Source organism: Pseudomonas syringae CC1557 (genome assembly GCF_000452705.1).
GTDB lineage: Bacteria > Pseudomonadota > Gammaproteobacteria > Pseudomonadales > Pseudomonadaceae > Aquipseudomonas > Aquipseudomonas syringae_F.
Genome location: NZ_CP007014.1, coordinates 1,120,901 through 1,136,490 on the forward strand (window position 1 = coordinate 1,120,901; position 15,590 = coordinate 1,136,490).

Genomic DNA, 15,590 nt, shown 5'->3' on the forward strand with positions numbered 1-15,590 from the left:
CCGGCCATTGTGTCGGGCTTTTTGCTAGCTTTGAGTGTAAAGATAGCAAATCGACATTGCGACATGTCTTGTCAGTGAGTAATATCGCCGACCCACGATTTAAGGCGATGCTCAGTATGGATGGCGGAGTGGTTACGGCGGTCAAGGCTGCAAACGAGGATTTGCTTGAACGCACTGTGATCGAACTCAAGAGCATTGTCAGTGTCGAAACCGTTACGCCCTTGATTGATGCGCTCAACGCGGCAGTCGAAGGCGACATGATTGAGCTTCACATTCGGCACAATGGTGGTGGTGATGTTGATGTCCTGTTCGCACTGATATCAGCGATTGTTCACACCAAGGCTCAAGTCGAGATCACCATCGGCCGATACATCATGAGTGCGGCGGCCACCTTGTGGCTTTGGTTTTGGCTATGGCGCGCCCCTCACGTCAAGTCGTTGATGCCGCTGAAGCCAGCGATTCTGATGTATCACCGCCCGCGCAGGTCGTACGGAGAAGATTATTATTGCTTTGCCGAAAGCCTGAGTAATAGTGACCAAACAAAATCTTCACTTGTGCAAAAAGTGAAAATATTTGACGATCTCTTCGATGCGATGATGGATCGACTAGGCTGGAGTCAGATCGCCGATCCATTTTTGATGGTAGGTGAGGTTTCGTACCAGCACTATTTGCAGCACATGAAAGAGGCATATTACGGGAACAAAGACTGTGTCATTCCCGTTTTTCCCGACCAAGGAGCAACAGATGAAGACCTTCGCACTGAGTAACAAAGCGTTCAACAGCGGCCAGGACATCAAGCCAGATCTTGGAGTTTCGTTGGAGCAACTGCGCCGTTACAAAGAAGCCGACGAAAGCCTGCAGGCTGCCTGCTTCAGTCGCGGAATCGAAACTCCTCGGTTGGTAGCTAAGGCTAAGTAATAGCTTTAGGCGAAAAAAGCCCGGCAATCAAATCCGGGCTTTTTTTCGCCTAAAATTTGTCCCGCTTTCAGTGCTGGCGGACTGATTCAAAGACATCACACCCATTTCAAGGCTTGCCACATCGGCGGGCCTTTTTCATTTCTGGAGTAATGATGGACCCAACCGACCTTGGCCCAGGCACAGCTACCTGGCTGGGCGGAACGGGCACTATCCTGCTGGGTGGCTTCCTGTGGTTGAGGAAATTCCTCTCCAGGGATGCGACCGACCGCGCCATGGACAACGCCGACATAGGCACCGTCCGCAGGCTGAACGAACTACTCGACTCGGAACGCCTTGCGCGCAAAGAAGCCGAGGCCCGAGCCGACCAGTTCGCCAAAGAACGTAACGAGCTGGCTGCCGCTGTTGGCCGTATGGAAGGGAAGATTGAAGCCCTGACTAGTCATATCGTCCAGCTCACCGACAAGGTCACCACGCAAAGCGCGGAGATCGCCCGGCTGCGTGCTCAGCTCGGAGGTATCAACTGATGGAAAGATGCGTAAGAGACTTCATCGCCCGGCGCTGGTGGCGTGGCCTGGAAGTGTGGGTCATTGCCTCGCTGCTGGTGACTGGCTCGTTCGCGCTGGGCTTCGGTGCGTCGCAGTGGTCCCTCGCCAGCTGGTACAGCACACAGGTCACTGAGGTGCGCCGCGGTTACGACGAGGCAACCAAGCAACGCGACATGCGCCTGAACAAGCTGGCCAACACTGCGACCGAGGCAGCCGAAAAGGTTGAAGGTGCTGCAGCAAAGGCAGAAGCCGCAGCGGGTACGGCGACAGAAGCCGCCAAGACTGCTGGTACTGCCGCCGACAAGGTCAACGAGGTTCTGGAGCGGCAGACGCCGTGACGCACCACATATTCAAACACTGCCATTTCGTGGCGCGGAGAAAGCATGAGTGAGCAAAAACTAATCGATTTGCTGCTCGATGATGGGGAAGGGTAGGCGTGCCGCAGGTAAATGCGGCGCGGATTACTTAAGTTCTGAAAGGCGCTACTTCTCCAGGCATAGCTGGGAACCACAGCCAGTCTCCCTCCTGCAATGGATTGTTGAAGTTGCGCTTCACCTCGAATACGCGATCATCCCCGTTGCTGCCGGTTACGGACAGGACATGCGCTGATTGCCAGCCCTTGAATGGCTCGGTCTTCAGGCCAAGCCATCCTGCGCGCAGCACCGCGGCGCTGGTGTTGTCTGCACCGGTATAAATGGTTCGTTCCCCTGGGTTAAAGGTGAATGGGATACCGATCAATCTGATCGGATCATCATCAGATGTGTAAACCTCAATATCTGCGGTACTTAATTCCACATTGCTGCTCCTTGCGTTTGGTTGACCGTCACTGATACCGGCAACCAGCCACTATTTCAATCATCCTTTCGAATTACTGAGGTAGCTCATGACGGACGCTAATACATTGACTGCGGGCACTGCGTCCAAGGTCGAGGCGATACAAGGGTTCGCCAGTGGCTTCATGCTCGATCCTTTGGAGCAGGCCATTGAGTCGACTGTTCGGATGCTGCGTGATGAGCATCAGCAGATGAAGGATGTGGACGCCGAGCAGGACACGTCATTGAGTGATCGGCTGGGCTCACACCTCGACGCATTGCTGGTTATCCAGATTCAGCGAGTGTCCGTCGACGTCGCTGCTGCCGCCTAAGCATCATGGCGACCAACTCACCCTGGCATCACCTATACAAAACCAAGCGATGGTATCGGTTGCGGTGGTATCAGCTACAGGCCGAGCCAACGTGTCGGTTCTGTCGTGCGCTGGGTACGGTCGAGGCAGCCAACACTGTCGACCACGTCAAGCCTCATAAGGGCGACGAGGTTCTGTTCTTCGATCCGACCAATCTTCAAAGCCTATGTAAGACGTGCCACGACGGTGCCAAGCAGAGGCAGGAGAGGACAGGCATCCTGCCAGGGCACGACGTGTCAGGCATTCCGGTTGACCCCAACCACCACTGGAACCGTGGATGAACGCATCGGCACCGGGTTGACCTCATAGGCTGTCTCAATCGTCGAGATGCGCCATTGATAGAGTAGGTCGATCGAAAAATCGAAATCTATAGAGGGGGAGGTCAAATAATAGGAATTCTTATTTGATAGGACCGCCCTCGACCCTCTCCTTCATCCCTAACCCGGAAAACGCCGCCAAAACACAACGCGGCAACATTGAGAAATTCTATGACAGTCAAGCGCAACCGCTCCGATAGCGGCACATCGGCGGTTGCTGCTATGCAGGCCGCTGCTGCTGGTGCACTCAAGCCGCCACGTTTCGTCAACATCCGACCCGCCGACAAACCTTTTTGGAGTTCCATTGTGCGCGCGCGCACGCGAGATAGCTGGACCGACTCCGATTTGGTGCTGGCCGGGAACCTGGCTCGATGCCTCTCCGACATCGAACGGCTTCAAAAAGAGATCGATATCGAGGGTGATGTCCTGAAGAACGACCGCGGAACCCCGGTGATCAACCCAAAACACAGCCTGCTGGAGACCTTGAGCCGTCGTGCCGTGGCTTTGAGCCGCACGCTTCAGGTCCATGCCCAGGCCACACAGGGGGATTCACGGGACCAAGGCAAGAAGGCGACCAAGCAACGTGCCGCCGAAAAGGTCCTCGCCGAGCAGGATGACGACGATTTGATCCCAAGGGCGATGCACTGATGGCGGTCAAGCGCAGGACGCGCGGCGAAAAGGTCATCGCTTTCATTGAGAAGTACTGCCGGGTTCCGGAAGGGCAGCACATCGGCAAGGAACTGCGGCTCGATCAGTTTCAAAAAGATTTCATTCTGGAGGTGTACGACAACCCTGCCGGGACCAGAACCGCTTACCTGAGTATCGCCCGCAAGAACGGCAAGACCGGTTTGATCGCTGGCATCCTGCTGGCGCACACCGTCGGGCCGGAGGCGGTGCAGAACTCGCAGATTGTCTCGGGCGCGATGAGTCGAGAGCAGGCCGGGCTTGTGTTCAAGTTGGCTGTGAAGATGATTCAGCTCAACCCTGAGCTGCAATCTTTGATTCACATCGTGCCCAGCAGCAAGACATTGATCGGCACGCCGCTAAATGTTGAGTACCGGGCGCTCTCCGCTGAAGGCAAAACTGCGCACGGGCTGTCACCCATCCTGGCAATCCTCGATGAGATTGGTCAGGTGCGTGGCCCGCAAAGCGATTTCATCGACGCGATCACAACCGCTCAGGGCGCACACGCTGCTCCGCTGCTGATCGCTATCAGCACGCAAGCGGCGCAGGACAGTGACCTGTTCAGCATCTGGCTGGACGATGCCGAGAAGTCGCAAGACCCGCACATCGTCAGCCACGTTTATCAGGCTCCAAAGGATTGCAAGGTCACCGACCCAGAGGCGTGGAAGGCGGCCAACCCGGCGCTGGGTTCGTTCCGGTCGCTGTCCGATCTTGAGCAACAAGCCGAGCGCGCCAATCGGATGCCGGCGTCGGAAAACACGTTCCGAAATCTTTGCCTGAATCAGCGCGTGTCGACGGTTTCTGTGTTCGTCTCCAAAGGCGTTTGGGTTGGCTGCGGTGATGATCCGGATAGCCCTGATGGTATGGACCTGTACGCCGGGCTCGACCTGTCGTTCAGAACAGACCTCACGGCCTTCGTCGTCATTGGCAAGCGCAATGGCAAGTGGAGCGTGTGGGCGTTCTTTTGGACGCCAGAGCAGGGCCTTGCCGAACGCGCCAAGCGTGACCGGGAGGCCTATGAGGTGTGGGCGCGGGAAGGGCTGCTGCTGACCACGCCTGGCGCGACGGTGGACTACGGGTATGTGGCTGCGGACATCGCTCGGATTCTTGCTGAGCTGGGTGGCGACATTCAGGCAATAGCCTTCGACCGATACCGCATCGACCTGTTCAAGCGTGACGCCGAGGCCCAGGGCGTGGTCCTGCCGCTGGTGGAGTACGGCCAGGGTTACAAGGACATGACCCCGGCCATTGATGCCTTGGAGTCAGAACTGCTCAACGGGAGGATCAGCCACGGCATGCACCCAGTGCTGACGATGTGCGCATCCAACGCAGTGATCCAAAAAGACCCGGCGGGCAATCGCAAGTTTGCAAAGGACAAGGCGACCGGCCGCATCGACGGGATGTCGGCCCTGGCTATGGCGTTCGGCGCAACCCTTGGCGCTCCCGAAGAGATCAAGGGCGACATCGACGATTACCTTCAAAACGGATACTCCGGACTTTTATAGGCTCAATATGGCGTCTCGCTGGTACAACCCAATGAGCTGGAGTTTCTTTGGCTTCAACGATCCCAAGACGGGTGAATACGTTGAAGTTCAGACAGACATCGGCGGACAGACCCGCTCCGGCGCGGTCATCACCCCCAAGAAGGCCCTGGCAATTCCCATTGTCTGGTCCTGTATCAAAATCCTCAGTGAGACGGTTTCGGGCCTACCACTGAAGCTTTACGAAGATCAGCCCACTGGCCGGGTGCTGGTGAAGGACAACAAGCGGGCGCTGCGGATACTGGCAAAGCCGAATCCGTACATGACGATGCTGAACTTCATCAAGGCCGCCGTAGTGAACATGGCCCTGCGCGGCAACGCTTATGCGTTGATTGAACGTGCCGACAATGGCGATTTTATCGGCCTGATACCGGTTGGCGCGGACGCCGTAGAGATCGATATTGACGATGATCTTCTGTACTGGGTGACCCTTCAGGGCAAGCGCTTTCCTGTATCCCCCGAGAACATCCTGCATTTCAAGTTGTTCAGCGCCGACGGGATCTGCGGGCTTTCGCCTGTTGAGTTTCACAAAGAGGCGATGGGCCTGGCCAAGGCTGCACAGGACTGGTCGGCGCGCTTTATGCGCAAGGGTGGCTTTACCGGCGGTTACGTCATCTACGAAAACTTCCTCACGTCCGAGCAGCGCGATCAGGTGCTGAACAAGTTTCCGAAGATCCGCGACGGAGACGTTGAGGACATCGGGAAAATGGGCCTGCTCGAAGGCGGGCCAACGATCGTGCCCGCTGGTATGACCCAGAAGGACAGCCAGTTCATTGAGTCCCAGCAGTTTCAGGAAGAAGCGCTCGCGGGCATCTGGGGCGTTCCGCTCTACCTGGCCAACCGTGCTGGTAAGACCTCAATCATGGGTTCGAACCTGGAGCAGCAAACCAGCGGCTTCATCACGTTCGGCCTGAGTCCATACATCAAAGCCATCGAGGACGAGGTCAACGACAAGCTGTTCGCAGGAACTGCAATGTTCGTCGAGTTGGTCGTCGAGGGATTGCTGCGTGCTGACAGCGCAGGACGAGCCGCCTACTACAAAAGCGCCTTGGGCGGGTCCGGCGGTTCAGGCTGGATGACCATCAACGAGGTCCGCCGCAAAGAAAACCTTCCTCCGCTGGCTGGCGAAGAATACGACCGGGTCACCCGGTGGGAGATGCAAACCAATGTTCAGCAAGATTGAAGTGCCCTTCGAAGTAAAGGCCAGCGACGACTCTGGAAACTTCGAGGGTTATGCGGCGGTGTTCAACAACGTCGACCTGGGCGACGACGTGATTCTTCCGGGTGCATTCACCAAGGTGAAAACCACACGGGGCGGGCGCCTCAAGTTGGCCCTGTTCCACGACCTGACCCGCCTTGTCGGGTCCGCAGAGTTCACTCAGGACAGCCACGGCCTCTACATCAAAGGCAAGGTAAACCTGGCTGTCAGCTACGCCCGTGACGCTTACGAGCTGATGAAAGAGGGCACGCTCGACAGCATGTCCATCGGTTTCAACACGATCCTGGCCGCGTATGAAGAACGCGAGGGTCGGAGCATCCGCATCATCAAGCAGGCCGAACTCTGGGAGGCCTCGCTGGTGCCTTTCGGCATGAACCCAGATGCAAAAGTTACCGACGTGAAGTCGGACATCAGAATTTTTGAGAAGGCCTTGCGCGATCGCATGGGCCTTTCTCAGAAGGAGGCGGCAGCAGTCGCCTCGCTCGGCTACTCCGCAGTGCACCGTGATGGTGGAACTGAGGCCACGGCGATCGTGGAAGGGCTGAAATCACTCTCCACCACTTTTGATAATTTTTTTAAGGTGTCGCCATGACCGATCCAATCCAAGAAGTAAAAGCCTCTCTCGAAACGCAGTTGAAGGAAGGCTTTACTGGCTTGCAGAAAAAGTACGACAACGTTGCCGATGAGATGCAAAAAGGCAACACCATCACCACCGAGATGAAATCTCAGATCGAAAAGCAAAAGGGCGAGATCGAGCGCGTCATCGAGCAGGTCCAGAAGCTGGAAGAGAAGGGCATCAAGCTGCGCAGCCAGCCTGGCGAGGCAAAGAGCTTTATCGACCTGGTCAAAAGTGACGATGCCTACAAATCGTTGCAGGCCAAGAGCGTGTCCCTGGCCGATATCGAAGTGACCAAGTCCGACATGGCCAGCATGAAGGAAATGAAGGTCACCAGCGCGGGCATCGTGGCGCCGAACTATGACCCTGTCATTCAGCCCGGCATTCGCCAGGAACTGCGCATCCGCGACCTGCTGACCACGGTGCCGGTGTCTGGCCAGAACTACACCTACTTCCGTGAAAACTTGCACACCCGTGGCGCGGCTCCGGTTGCGGAAGGGGGCTTGAAGCCAACCAGCAACGTGACGTTCACGACCGAAACCGACCGGGTCAAGAAGATCGCCGTCTGGATGCCGGTTACCGATGAGGCGCTTGACGACGTTCCGCAACTGATGGCCTACCTGCAGGAGCTGCTGCGCTACGACCTCAAGCTCGAGGAAGAGCGCCAGATTCTGAAAGGCGACGGCGTTGGTGAAAACCTGAATGGCCTGATGACTCAGGCCACCACCTACGACGTAGCGCTGACGAAGACCGGTGATACCGCCATCGACCTGGTGCGTCGTGCGATTTACCAAGTTCGCAAACAATCCATGCTGTCTGCTGACGGCATCGTTATGACCGAACTCGACTGGATGAACATCGAGCTGCAGAAGGACGGTGAGAACCGCTATCTGTTCGCGAACCTTCAGGGCTTGGTTACCCCGGTCCTCTGGGGCCGTCCGGTGGTCACCTCTGACAGCGTCGACGAAGGTGATGGTGATACCGGCGGCGAATTCCTTGTAGCGAACTTCGCGCGTTCGTCCGTGCTGTTCGACCGCATGTCGTTCCTGTTCAAGATGGGTCTGATCAACGATCAGTTCATCAAGAACGAACGCGCGCTGCTGGTTGAAGAGCGTCTCGGTCTGGGCGTGCGTCGTCGTGAAGGCCTGGTCAAAGGTCGCTTCGTCTCCGCGTCGTAATTCACCCGTACTGATATGGCTGGCATTCGTCGGCCTTTTTGGTTTCAGGAGGCAACATGAAAATTAAAGCTGTTTGGGGGTTCGTCGGAAACGCCGCGCTCCTTGGTGCTGATTCCACGTCAGTCAAGGCTGGCGTTGTGTTTGACGAGGTCGATGATGAATACGCCCACGTGCTGATCGGTAAAGGGCTTGTCGTCGAGGTGGACGCTGACGGTAAACCGAAGATTCAAAAGTCGAAGGACTCCAAGCCTGCGGCCCCCAGAGAGACCAAGTAAATGATCGATCTGGCCCGCGTGAAGCTTCATCTGAAAGTGGACGGCGAAGAGGAAGACATGCTCATCGCTGGCTACTTCGAGGCGGCCAAGTCTCACGTCGCCATGCATTGCGATCGGGAGCTTGTCGAGACCGCGCCCACTGGTCCTGAGCAGATGGGCTTCACGCCGGATGTTGAACAGGCGGTGCTGCTGCTCGTTGGCCACTGGTACGCCAACCGCGAAGCGGTGGTCATCGGAACCATATCAACTGCGGTCCCGTTGGCTGTTGACCGACTGCTCTGGCCAAGGAAGCGTTTCTGATGAGAGCTGGCTCAATGCGACACCGTCCTACGCTATACAAACCCGAGCGGATCAGGAATCGAACCGGTGGCTTTGACGACGCCTGGGTCGAGTCCGGCAAGCTCTGGGCGGAGTTCACGCTGCCTACTGGCCGCATCGAGGCGGTTGCTGAAAAGCTGTCTGCCGTCGTGACAGCGGAGGTGCGGGTCAGGCCTCGCGCTGATCTGGTCGCTGGCTGCCGCCTTGTGAACAAGGGCGTCACCTATCTGATCGTGGCGGCGCTGCCGGACAACGAGCTTTCAATGCTCCGGCTGCTCTGCACCAACGTTCCCAATCCCTGAGGATATTCCTATGAAAGTTCGAGCACTTGCCAGCATTTCCGGCGCCGTAGGCGAGCGGACCGCAGGCGATGAATTTAGCGTGGACGCTGCCACGGCAAAGTCCCTGTTTGATCGCGGTCTGGCCGAAGAGGTCAAGGACGCTCCGGCGCCGAAGGCCGACAAGGCCAAGGAGTAATCGGTGGCGCGCCGGTCCCGTATGTCCGGTGACTTCAAGTTACGCCGGACGCTGCGCAACATTCATCAGACGATGGACAACGAGCTGCGCCCAGCCTTGCAGGAAGCCGCCAACAAGATCCTGACAACCATGAAGTCAACCGTTCCGCGCGACACTGGCGAAGCGGCCGACGCACTGCAGGCGTTCGTCTCCAAGAGCGGCCTGGATGCGCAGATCGGCATCCGGGGCAAAAAGGACAACCGCCGATTCTACTATCTGCGGTTTCTGGAATATGGCACCAAGGGCTACAGCGGGACAAAGCGCGCTGGAAACCGTAGCCGATCGGCCAAGAACAAGTCGGATGGCAACACGTTTTTCGGCAAGTACCCGAACATCCCTGCGCTTCCAGCCCATCCGTGGTTGCGGCCTTCGCTGGACGTGAACCGGGAGGTGGTGCTGGCAGACATACGCGCCGCTGTGAATCGAACTCTGAAGAAGGCCAGTCAAGGGGGTAGCGATGGCTGATCCGTCCGTTGCCCTGCAGGTAGCGATCTTCGAGCGGCTACAGGCCGAGGTGTCATGCCCCATCTACGACGGCGCACCACTGGACACGCCTATGCCGTATGTCTCCATCGACCGCGAAATCTCGACCAACACCAGTCCTATCGCCGGGCGCAAGCGTCAGCAGCGCCTGATCTATTTCACGGTGTGGTCAGATGCTCATGGTCAGGCCGAGGTCAAGCGCATCAACGCCGAAGTGACTGCGGCACTGGATGAGCGCCCATTGCCACTGGAAGTCGGCAGGGCAGTGTCTGTCAGGGTCGAGCGCGCAGATGCACAGCGTGACGCCGACGGAATCACCTACATGGGCTCTATCACGGTCCGCGTTATCACCACCCACTGATTCAACATCTGCCGCTTTGCGGCTTTATCCAATGTGCCTTTTGGAGGAATTTCCATGGCCGACAATCTGAATACCGCTGCAGGGTGCCGACTTAGCCTCGGCACCAAAACCGGCGCCGATACCGAAGCCGATTACAAACAGGACGTTTACGTCGAGATCGGCGAAATCGAAGACCTGGGCGAGTTTGGCGACACCTTCAGTTCGGTGACCTTCACGTCGCTGAAGGATGGCCGTGTGCGCAAGTACAAGGGCACTGCTGACGCTGGCGACATGACGCTGACCGTCGGCCTGGACAACGGCGACGCGGGACAAAAAGCCGTCAAGGTTGCCCATAAAGACCGATCCAAAGGCGATTACAACATCAAGGTCACGCTGAACGACGGTGACGCGACCGCAACGCCTGCCGTGCTGCCGACCACCTTCTACTTCCGCGTGAAGGTGATGAACAACACCGTTGCGCCAGGCGCAGCTGACAACGTTGTGCGCCGCAACATCACCATGGGCATCAACTCCGATGTCATCGAAATTGCTGCCGGCCCTGCGGCCTGACCGGGTGAACCATGAGTAAGACTTTGCACGGCAACATCGATCTTGTCATTGGCGGGGCCACCTACCAACTGCGGCCGACCCTGGCTGCCGTCCGTGCTATCGAGGCCCGTTTCGGCGGACTCCGAGGTGCAGCCAGCGCGCTGCATCAGGTCAGCGTGGACGGCGCGGCGCTGATCATCGCTGCTGGCGCCAACCTGACTGAAAAACAGACTGAAGGTTTGGCCGAAGCGGTATGGCAGGAGGGCGTAGCAGCCATGACTCCGCAGCTCAACGATTACCTGGCAGCCCTGTACAACCCTCGCGGTGGTGAGCCGGGAAAGGAACAGCCGACGGCGTCAGCGCCGTAGAGGCGGGGAGCTACGTCGATCGGCTTTATGCGGTGGCCACCGGCTGGCTCGGCTGGTCACCGCAAGTGGCGTGGCATACCTCGCTGCCCGAACTGTTCCTCGCTATGGACGCGAAGATCGAGTGGGCGCGAATGACCAGCCCTTTCCCCAGCAACACGCAATCCAGCTCCCAATCCAAACCCGAGCCGACGACCGTCGCGCAGAAGCTGCGTATGGCGCTTACCGGCAAGGGCAGTACATAACTTTTTTCCGGAGTTCTACACGTGGCCGATACCGACGTCCAAGGCATGCTGGTCCGCATCGAAGCCACCACGGCGCAGCTGCGGCAGGAGCTGACGCGCTCGGAAGGCTCGGTGTCGAGCACAGCCCAGAATATCGATCAAAGCCTGGGAAGGATTGACAACGCTTTTGACCGGGTGAACGCCAATGCGCGGACGGTGGGTCATGCAATTACATCGGTGTTCGATCAGATCGGCGCCGGTAACCTGGCCGCAGCGGGCTCGATCGCTGGATTGGTAGCGCTGACGACCAGCACCATTGATTACGCGAAAGAGATGAAGAACCTCTCTGCGCTATCGAACACGACGGTCGAAGATTTCCAGCGCATGAGTTACGGCGCGAAGACTGTAGGCGTTGAGCAGGACAAGCTGGGCGACATCCTGAAAGACACCAACGACCGCGTCGGCGAGTTTCTGCAGCGCGGCGGCGGCGAGATGTCTGATTTCTTCAAGGAGATCGCACCGAAGATCGGGGTCACCGCTGGTCAGTTCGCCAACCTCTCCGGGCCGCAGGCCTTGCAGCTTTATTACACCTCGCTCGAAAAGGCCGGACTGAACCAGCAGCAGCTCACCACCTACATGGAAGCGATGGCTGACGAAACCACGGCGTTGATCCCTCTGCTGCGCAACAACGGCAAAGGGTTCAAGGAACTGGGTGATCAGGCCGATCGCGCGGGCGTGGTCATCTCAGAGTTCAATATCAACCGTCTCGTCTCTGCGGGGCAGGCTATTTCCGGATTGAAGGCGACCTTCTCCGGGGCGGCCAATCAGATCACCATCGGTCTGCTGCCAGGTATCGAGAGTGTCACCAAGGCTCTGCAAGGTTTGCGCGACAACGGCGGCGCTCAGCGCCTGGGGGAGATGATCGGTTTTCTGGCCGAGAACGTTGATGTACTGGTCGCGGCGCTGGGCGGCAAGATGGCGGCGGCTTTCGCCAAGTTCGCCATCGATGCGGTGACATCGTCTGCTGCGGCTACCAAGGCCACGCTGACCAATATCGCCACCACCAAGGCTTCGGCCATTGCCAAGGCCGAGGAAACGGCGGCATCGGCAGCGTCCGCAGCGGCAAAGCTTCGTGAATCAGTCGCGGCGTACTCCGCTGCTCAAGCACTGGAAGCGGAAACAATCGCCCGGCTCGCTCAGCTGCAAGCCTCGCGTCAGGCGCTTGCCTATCAGGCCCGGCTGGCCGTCGGAACCGCTGAAGAGGTGCGGTATACCTCTGCGCTGGCTGCCATGGATCTCGAACTGGCGGCGGCCAAAACGGCGGCGGCAGCCGCGACCCAGCGCCTTACCATTGCAACCGCGGCGTCGTCGTCAGCTATGGCGCGCGACACGGCAGCCACGACCGCCAACGCTGCTGCCCAGGCTCAGGCCGCAGCGGCCAAGAACGTGCTGGCGCGGGCGAGCTCGTCCCTGTTGGCGCTGCTGGGCGGCCCGGCCGGGATTGCGGCATTGGCGATCGGCGTAGGTGTGGCGTTCCTGGCCATGGGTTCCAATGCCCAGACCGCGCGCACAGATGTGAACGACCTGAAGCGGTCGGTCGAGGAGGTGCGCAAAGAGTTCGCGCAGCTCACCCGCGATCAGCAGCAGGGCGCACTGGTGCGTATCACCGAGCAGCAGCGCGATTCGGCCAAGGAAGCGGCGGGCGCGTTCGAAGGGCTGCGCACGTCAATGCAGCGGGCGCTCGTCGGCCCGCGCTCCAGTGAGGCTGGCGGCAAACAGTTCGCCGCGCTGGCGAGCAGCATGGAGGAAGCCAGAAAGGCCGGTCAGCCACTGTCCGACACGATCCTCAAGGTTGGCCAACAGCTTGGCATTCCTCAGAAACAGCTGGACGGCTGGGTCAAGCAGTCCGAAGCCGTCAGCACCCTGGACGTCAATACCAACCTTCTGACGGCCCGTCAGGAGCTGTACACCAAGCAGCTCGACGGCAGCACCAAAAGTACGAAGGACAAGACCGACGTCGATATTGCCGCCGACAACGCCGGCAAGAATTATCAGCAGACCCTCGACAAGCAGATCCATGCGCTCAAGGACAAGACGAAGCTCGAGGAAGCCGACCGGTTCATTACCGAGAACAAAATCGATCCGCAGGGCGCCCTGGCAAAACAGATCCGCGATACCGCCAAAGCCTACGACACCCAGAAGGATGCGGATAAGTCGGCGACCGAGGCGGTTCAGAAAAACAAGGAGGCGCAGAACAAGCTCGAGCAGCAGCTCAAGACCGCCGCAGACGCCTACGCCAAACTGAAGGAAACCTTCGACCCGGTCAGCGCGGCGACGGACGAGCAGAAGAAAAAGACCGACGAACTGCAACTGCTTTACAAGTCCGGGAAGATATCAACGGAAGAGTACGGCAAAGGCCTGCAATGGCTGAAGCAACAGTATGACCAGACCGTGGCTGCCGCTGGTGGCATGGCCGAAGCGATGAAGTACGAGGCGGACTTGCAGCGCCAGCTTGCCCTTGCGACGGCGTCTTACGAGCAGACGGCCTTATCAGTCGGCATGGGCAGCAAAGAGGCTGAGCGGGCGCAGGCGCGGTTGTCGCTGGAGCAGGACACCAACAATAAGGTTCTGGCGCTGCGCACTGAGCTGGCCACTGCCACAACGGACAAGCAGCGCCAGGCGCTGGAATCGCAGATCGCCCTGACCCAGCAGTACGGCGCCCGGCAGTTGGCAGCGATGCAGCAAGGGTATGTGAATCTTGATGCGGCTCAAGGCGACTGGAAGCTGGGAGCAAAGTCCGCGTTTTCCGATTATCTCGAAGCTGCCAAGGACGTCGCCGGCCAGACAAAAACCGCTTTCACCAGCGCGTTCGGTTCGATGGAAGACTCGTTGAGCACCTTCTCGACGACGGGCAAGTTCAAGTTCCGCGATCTTTCGACATCGATCATTACTGACCTGGGCCGCATCGCATCGCGTAAAGCGTCTTCTGCTTTGCTGGGGATGCTATTTGATGCGGGGGTTAGCTATCTCGGCTCCGGTGTCGGAGGAAGCGGGAACGGCCTGGCTGCTGGCTCGGCTGGCGCATCGTCATCGAGCCTCGGGGCGTCGCAAGCAGGCTACTCATCCACCTACTTCCCTCAGGCAAAAGGTGGCGCGTGGTCGAGCGGAGTACAAATGTTCGCCGACGGCGCGGCGTTCACCAACAGCATCGTAAGCACGCCCACGGCGTTCGGCATGGCCGGAGGCGGGGCAGGCGTGATGGGCGAGGCCGGGCCGGAGGCGATCATGCCGCTGGCGCGCGGTTCAGACGGTTCGCTCGGTGTTCGCATGGTTGGAGGTGCTGCCACCAGCGGCGGCACGGTCGTAAAAGTGGAGGCCCCTGTTTACCTGACTCTTGAAGACCGGAGCGGCGAAGGCATGGAGATCGACAGCGCCGCGCTTCAGCAGAACATGCAGCGCCAGATGCTCGGCGTGGCGCAGAAGGCCATCGCCGATTCATGGCGACCCGGCGGCACAAGCCACCGAAACACCAGTGGGAGAGGCTGATGGCCGTAGAAACGTTTGTTTGGGAGCCAGACGATGAGGCTGGTGGTGACAGTACGTTCAGAACCCGTGAGTCCAAGTTTGGCGATGGCTATGTCCAGGTGTCCACTGACGGCCCGAACGCTGAAGAGGACACCTGGTCGCTGTCGTTCGGCGGCACGGGCAGCGAGATCAAACCGATTGTGGACTTCATCCGCGCTCATCAGGGCGCCCGTGCGTTCCTTTGGACACCGCCCGACGAAAGCCTCGGCCTTTATCGCTGCTCTACTTTCCGTCGACAAAGAAAGCCAGGAGGCCTCGCCGTTCTGACCGCTACTTTTGAAAGGGCATACCATCCATGAGTTTGATCACACAGTTGCAAAGGCTTGAGCCGGGCGCTGATATTTTGCTGTTCGAGCTCGATGGCTCCGACTACGGCGCCGACGTTCTCCGGTTTCACGGGCACGCGATACCGCACACGTCGGATGAACTGACGGCGGCTGGCGCCGACGTTGATCAGCTTCCAGCCAAACCCATCTATTGGCAGGGAGAAGAATACAGCGCCTGGCCGGTCCAGCTGGATGGCGTGGAAGCAAACAGCGATGGAACCGCAGTAAGGCCTACGTTCGCGGCGGGCAACGTTAACGGTCGTATCACAGCGCTTTGCCTGGCTTTCGAGGATTTGCTCGAGTTCAAACTGACCATGCGGCACACGCTGGGCCAGTACTTGGATGCAGAGAACTTCCCCGCCGGCAACCCTGATGCTGATCCGACTCAGGAATCTATCGAGGTCTGGC

The 15,590-nt window shown here is 58.7% G+C and carries 23 protein-coding genes and 1 pseudogene; 23 read left to right on the forward strand and 1 reads right to left on the reverse strand.

All coding sequences use genetic code 11. The features are described from left to right. The first annotated feature begins 74 nt into the window (after window positions 1-74). The 4 genes from N018_RS05290 (at window position 75) to N018_RS05300 (ending at window position 1,801) form a co-directional block, all read left to right on the forward strand. Window positions 75-767 carry a hypothetical protein gene (locus N018_RS05290; protein ID WP_154219933.1) on the forward strand — a complete coding sequence of 231 codons (693 nt, stop codon included), beginning with the start codon at window positions 75-77 and terminating at the stop codon, window positions 765-767. Further along, complete coding sequence (locus N018_RS27240) at window positions 745-918, forward strand: hypothetical protein (RefSeq protein WP_154219934.1); 174 nt, start codon at window positions 745-747, stop codon at window positions 916-918. The genes N018_RS05290 and N018_RS27240 overlap by 23 nt, the downstream gene beginning before the upstream one ends. 152 nt (window positions 919-1,070) lie before the next feature. Further along, window positions 1,071-1,442 carry a hypothetical protein gene (locus tag N018_RS05295; protein WP_025389009.1) on the forward strand — a complete coding sequence of 124 codons (372 nt, stop codon included), beginning with the start codon at window positions 1,071-1,073 and terminating at the stop codon, window positions 1,440-1,442. Further along, a complete protein-coding gene (locus N018_RS05300) occupies window positions 1,442-1,801 on the forward strand; it encodes a hypothetical protein (RefSeq protein WP_025389010.1) in 360 nt (119 codons plus the stop codon). The genes N018_RS05295 and N018_RS05300 overlap by 1 nt, the downstream gene beginning before the upstream one ends. A 127-nt stretch (window positions 1,802-1,928) precedes the next feature. Here the strand turns inward: N018_RS05300 and N018_RS05305 are convergent, their stop codons facing one another. Next, on the reverse strand, window positions 1,929-2,258 hold the full coding sequence (locus tag N018_RS05305) for a hypothetical protein (protein WP_025389011.1): 330 nt from the start codon (window positions 2,256-2,258) through the stop codon (window positions 1,929-1,931). An 88-nt stretch (window positions 2,259-2,346) separates the two neighbouring features. On the opposite strand from N018_RS05305, the gene N018_RS05310 reads away from it, so the two are divergent. The 19 genes and pseudogenes from N018_RS05310 to N018_RS05395 form a co-directional block, all read left to right on the forward strand. After that, window positions 2,347-2,607 carry a hypothetical protein gene (locus N018_RS05310; protein ID WP_025389012.1) on the forward strand — a complete coding sequence of 87 codons (261 nt, stop codon included), beginning with the start codon at window positions 2,347-2,349 and terminating at the stop codon, window positions 2,605-2,607. A gap of 5 nt (window positions 2,608-2,612) precedes the next feature. Further along, entirely contained in the window at window positions 2,613-2,927 is a 315-nt protein-coding gene (locus tag N018_RS26110; RefSeq protein ID WP_025389013.1) for an HNH endonuclease, read from the forward strand. A gap of 207 nt (window positions 2,928-3,134) precedes the next feature. Further along, on the forward strand, window positions 3,135-3,611 hold the full coding sequence (locus N018_RS05320) for a hypothetical protein (protein WP_025389014.1): 477 nt from the start codon (window positions 3,135-3,137) through the stop codon (window positions 3,609-3,611). Continuing rightward, window positions 3,611-5,152: a terminase large subunit gene (locus N018_RS05325; RefSeq protein ID WP_025389015.1), complete on the forward strand. Its 1,542-nt coding sequence runs from the start codon at window positions 3,611-3,613 to the stop codon at window positions 5,150-5,152. Before N018_RS05320 ends, N018_RS05325 begins: the two co-directional genes overlap by 1 nt. Before the next feature lie 7 nt (window positions 5,153-5,159). Further along, window positions 5,160-6,371, forward strand: coding sequence for a phage portal protein (locus N018_RS05330; RefSeq protein WP_025389016.1), 1,212 nt, complete (start codon window positions 5,160-5,162; stop codon window positions 6,369-6,371). Then, window positions 6,355-6,999, forward strand: a complete 645-nt coding sequence (locus tag N018_RS05335; RefSeq protein ID WP_025389017.1) for an HK97 family phage prohead protease — start codon at window positions 6,355-6,357, stop codon at window positions 6,997-6,999. Before N018_RS05330 ends, N018_RS05335 begins: the two co-directional genes overlap by 17 nt. Continuing rightward, a complete protein-coding gene (locus N018_RS05340; RefSeq protein WP_025389018.1) occupies window positions 6,996-8,201 on the forward strand; it encodes a phage major capsid protein in 1,206 nt (401 codons plus the stop codon). The genes N018_RS05335 and N018_RS05340 overlap by 4 nt, the downstream gene beginning before the upstream one ends. A 56-nt stretch (window positions 8,202-8,257) precedes the next feature. Beyond that, complete coding sequence (locus N018_RS05345; protein WP_025389019.1) at window positions 8,258-8,476, forward strand: DUF7302 family protein; 219 nt, start codon at window positions 8,258-8,260, stop codon at window positions 8,474-8,476. Further along, a complete protein-coding gene (locus tag N018_RS05350; protein ID WP_025389020.1) occupies window positions 8,477-8,776 on the forward strand; it encodes a head-tail connector protein in 300 nt (99 codons plus the stop codon). Continuing rightward, on the forward strand, window positions 8,776-9,096 hold the full coding sequence (locus N018_RS05355; RefSeq protein WP_025389021.1) for a head-tail adaptor protein: 321 nt from the start codon (window positions 8,776-8,778) through the stop codon (window positions 9,094-9,096). Before N018_RS05350 ends, N018_RS05355 begins: the two co-directional genes overlap by 1 nt. A gap of 10 nt (window positions 9,097-9,106) precedes the next feature. Beyond that, complete coding sequence (locus N018_RS27730) at window positions 9,107-9,271, forward strand: hypothetical protein (RefSeq protein ID WP_195757167.1); 165 nt, start codon at window positions 9,107-9,109, stop codon at window positions 9,269-9,271. 3 nt (window positions 9,272-9,274) lie between these two features. Next, window positions 9,275-9,775 carry an HK97-gp10 family putative phage morphogenesis protein gene (locus N018_RS05360; RefSeq protein ID WP_025389022.1) on the forward strand — a complete coding sequence of 167 codons (501 nt, stop codon included), beginning with the start codon at window positions 9,275-9,277 and terminating at the stop codon, window positions 9,773-9,775. After that, window positions 9,768-10,154 (forward strand): DUF3168 domain-containing protein, encoded by a 387-nt coding sequence (locus tag N018_RS05365; protein WP_025389023.1) that lies wholly within the window; start codon window positions 9,768-9,770, stop codon window positions 10,152-10,154. Before N018_RS05360 ends, N018_RS05365 begins: the two co-directional genes overlap by 8 nt. A 54-nt stretch (window positions 10,155-10,208) precedes the next feature. Further along, window positions 10,209-10,703, forward strand: coding sequence for a hypothetical protein (locus N018_RS05370; RefSeq protein WP_025389024.1), 495 nt, complete (start codon window positions 10,209-10,211; stop codon window positions 10,701-10,703). A gap of 11 nt (window positions 10,704-10,714) precedes the next feature. Further along, the gene (locus N018_RS05375) at window positions 10,715-11,050 is read left to right on the forward strand and encodes a hypothetical protein (RefSeq protein WP_025389025.1); all 336 of its coding nucleotides are present in this window, start codon (window positions 10,715-10,717) and stop codon (window positions 11,048-11,050) included. Between the two features lie 65 nt (window positions 11,051-11,115). Beyond that, the gene (locus N018_RS05380; protein ID WP_229631289.1) at window positions 11,116-11,292 is read left to right on the forward strand and encodes a hypothetical protein; all 177 of its coding nucleotides are present in this window, start codon (window positions 11,116-11,118) and stop codon (window positions 11,290-11,292) included. 21 nt (window positions 11,293-11,313) lie between these two features. Further along, window positions 11,314-14,817 carry a phage tail tape measure protein gene (locus N018_RS05385; protein ID WP_025389027.1) on the forward strand — a complete coding sequence of 1,168 codons (3,504 nt, stop codon included), beginning with the start codon at window positions 11,314-11,316 and terminating at the stop codon, window positions 14,815-14,817. Continuing rightward, the gene (locus N018_RS05390) at window positions 14,817-15,155 is read left to right on the forward strand and encodes a phage tail protein (protein ID WP_025389028.1); all 339 of its coding nucleotides are present in this window, start codon (window positions 14,817-14,819) and stop codon (window positions 15,153-15,155) included. Before N018_RS05385 ends, N018_RS05390 begins: the two co-directional genes overlap by 1 nt. Next, a pseudogene (locus N018_RS05395) lies at window positions 15,152-15,589 on the forward strand (phage minor tail protein L); the annotation flags it as partial. The gene N018_RS05390 and the pseudogene N018_RS05395, both read left to right, overlap by 4 nt. Window position 15,590: the final 1 nt, after the last annotated feature.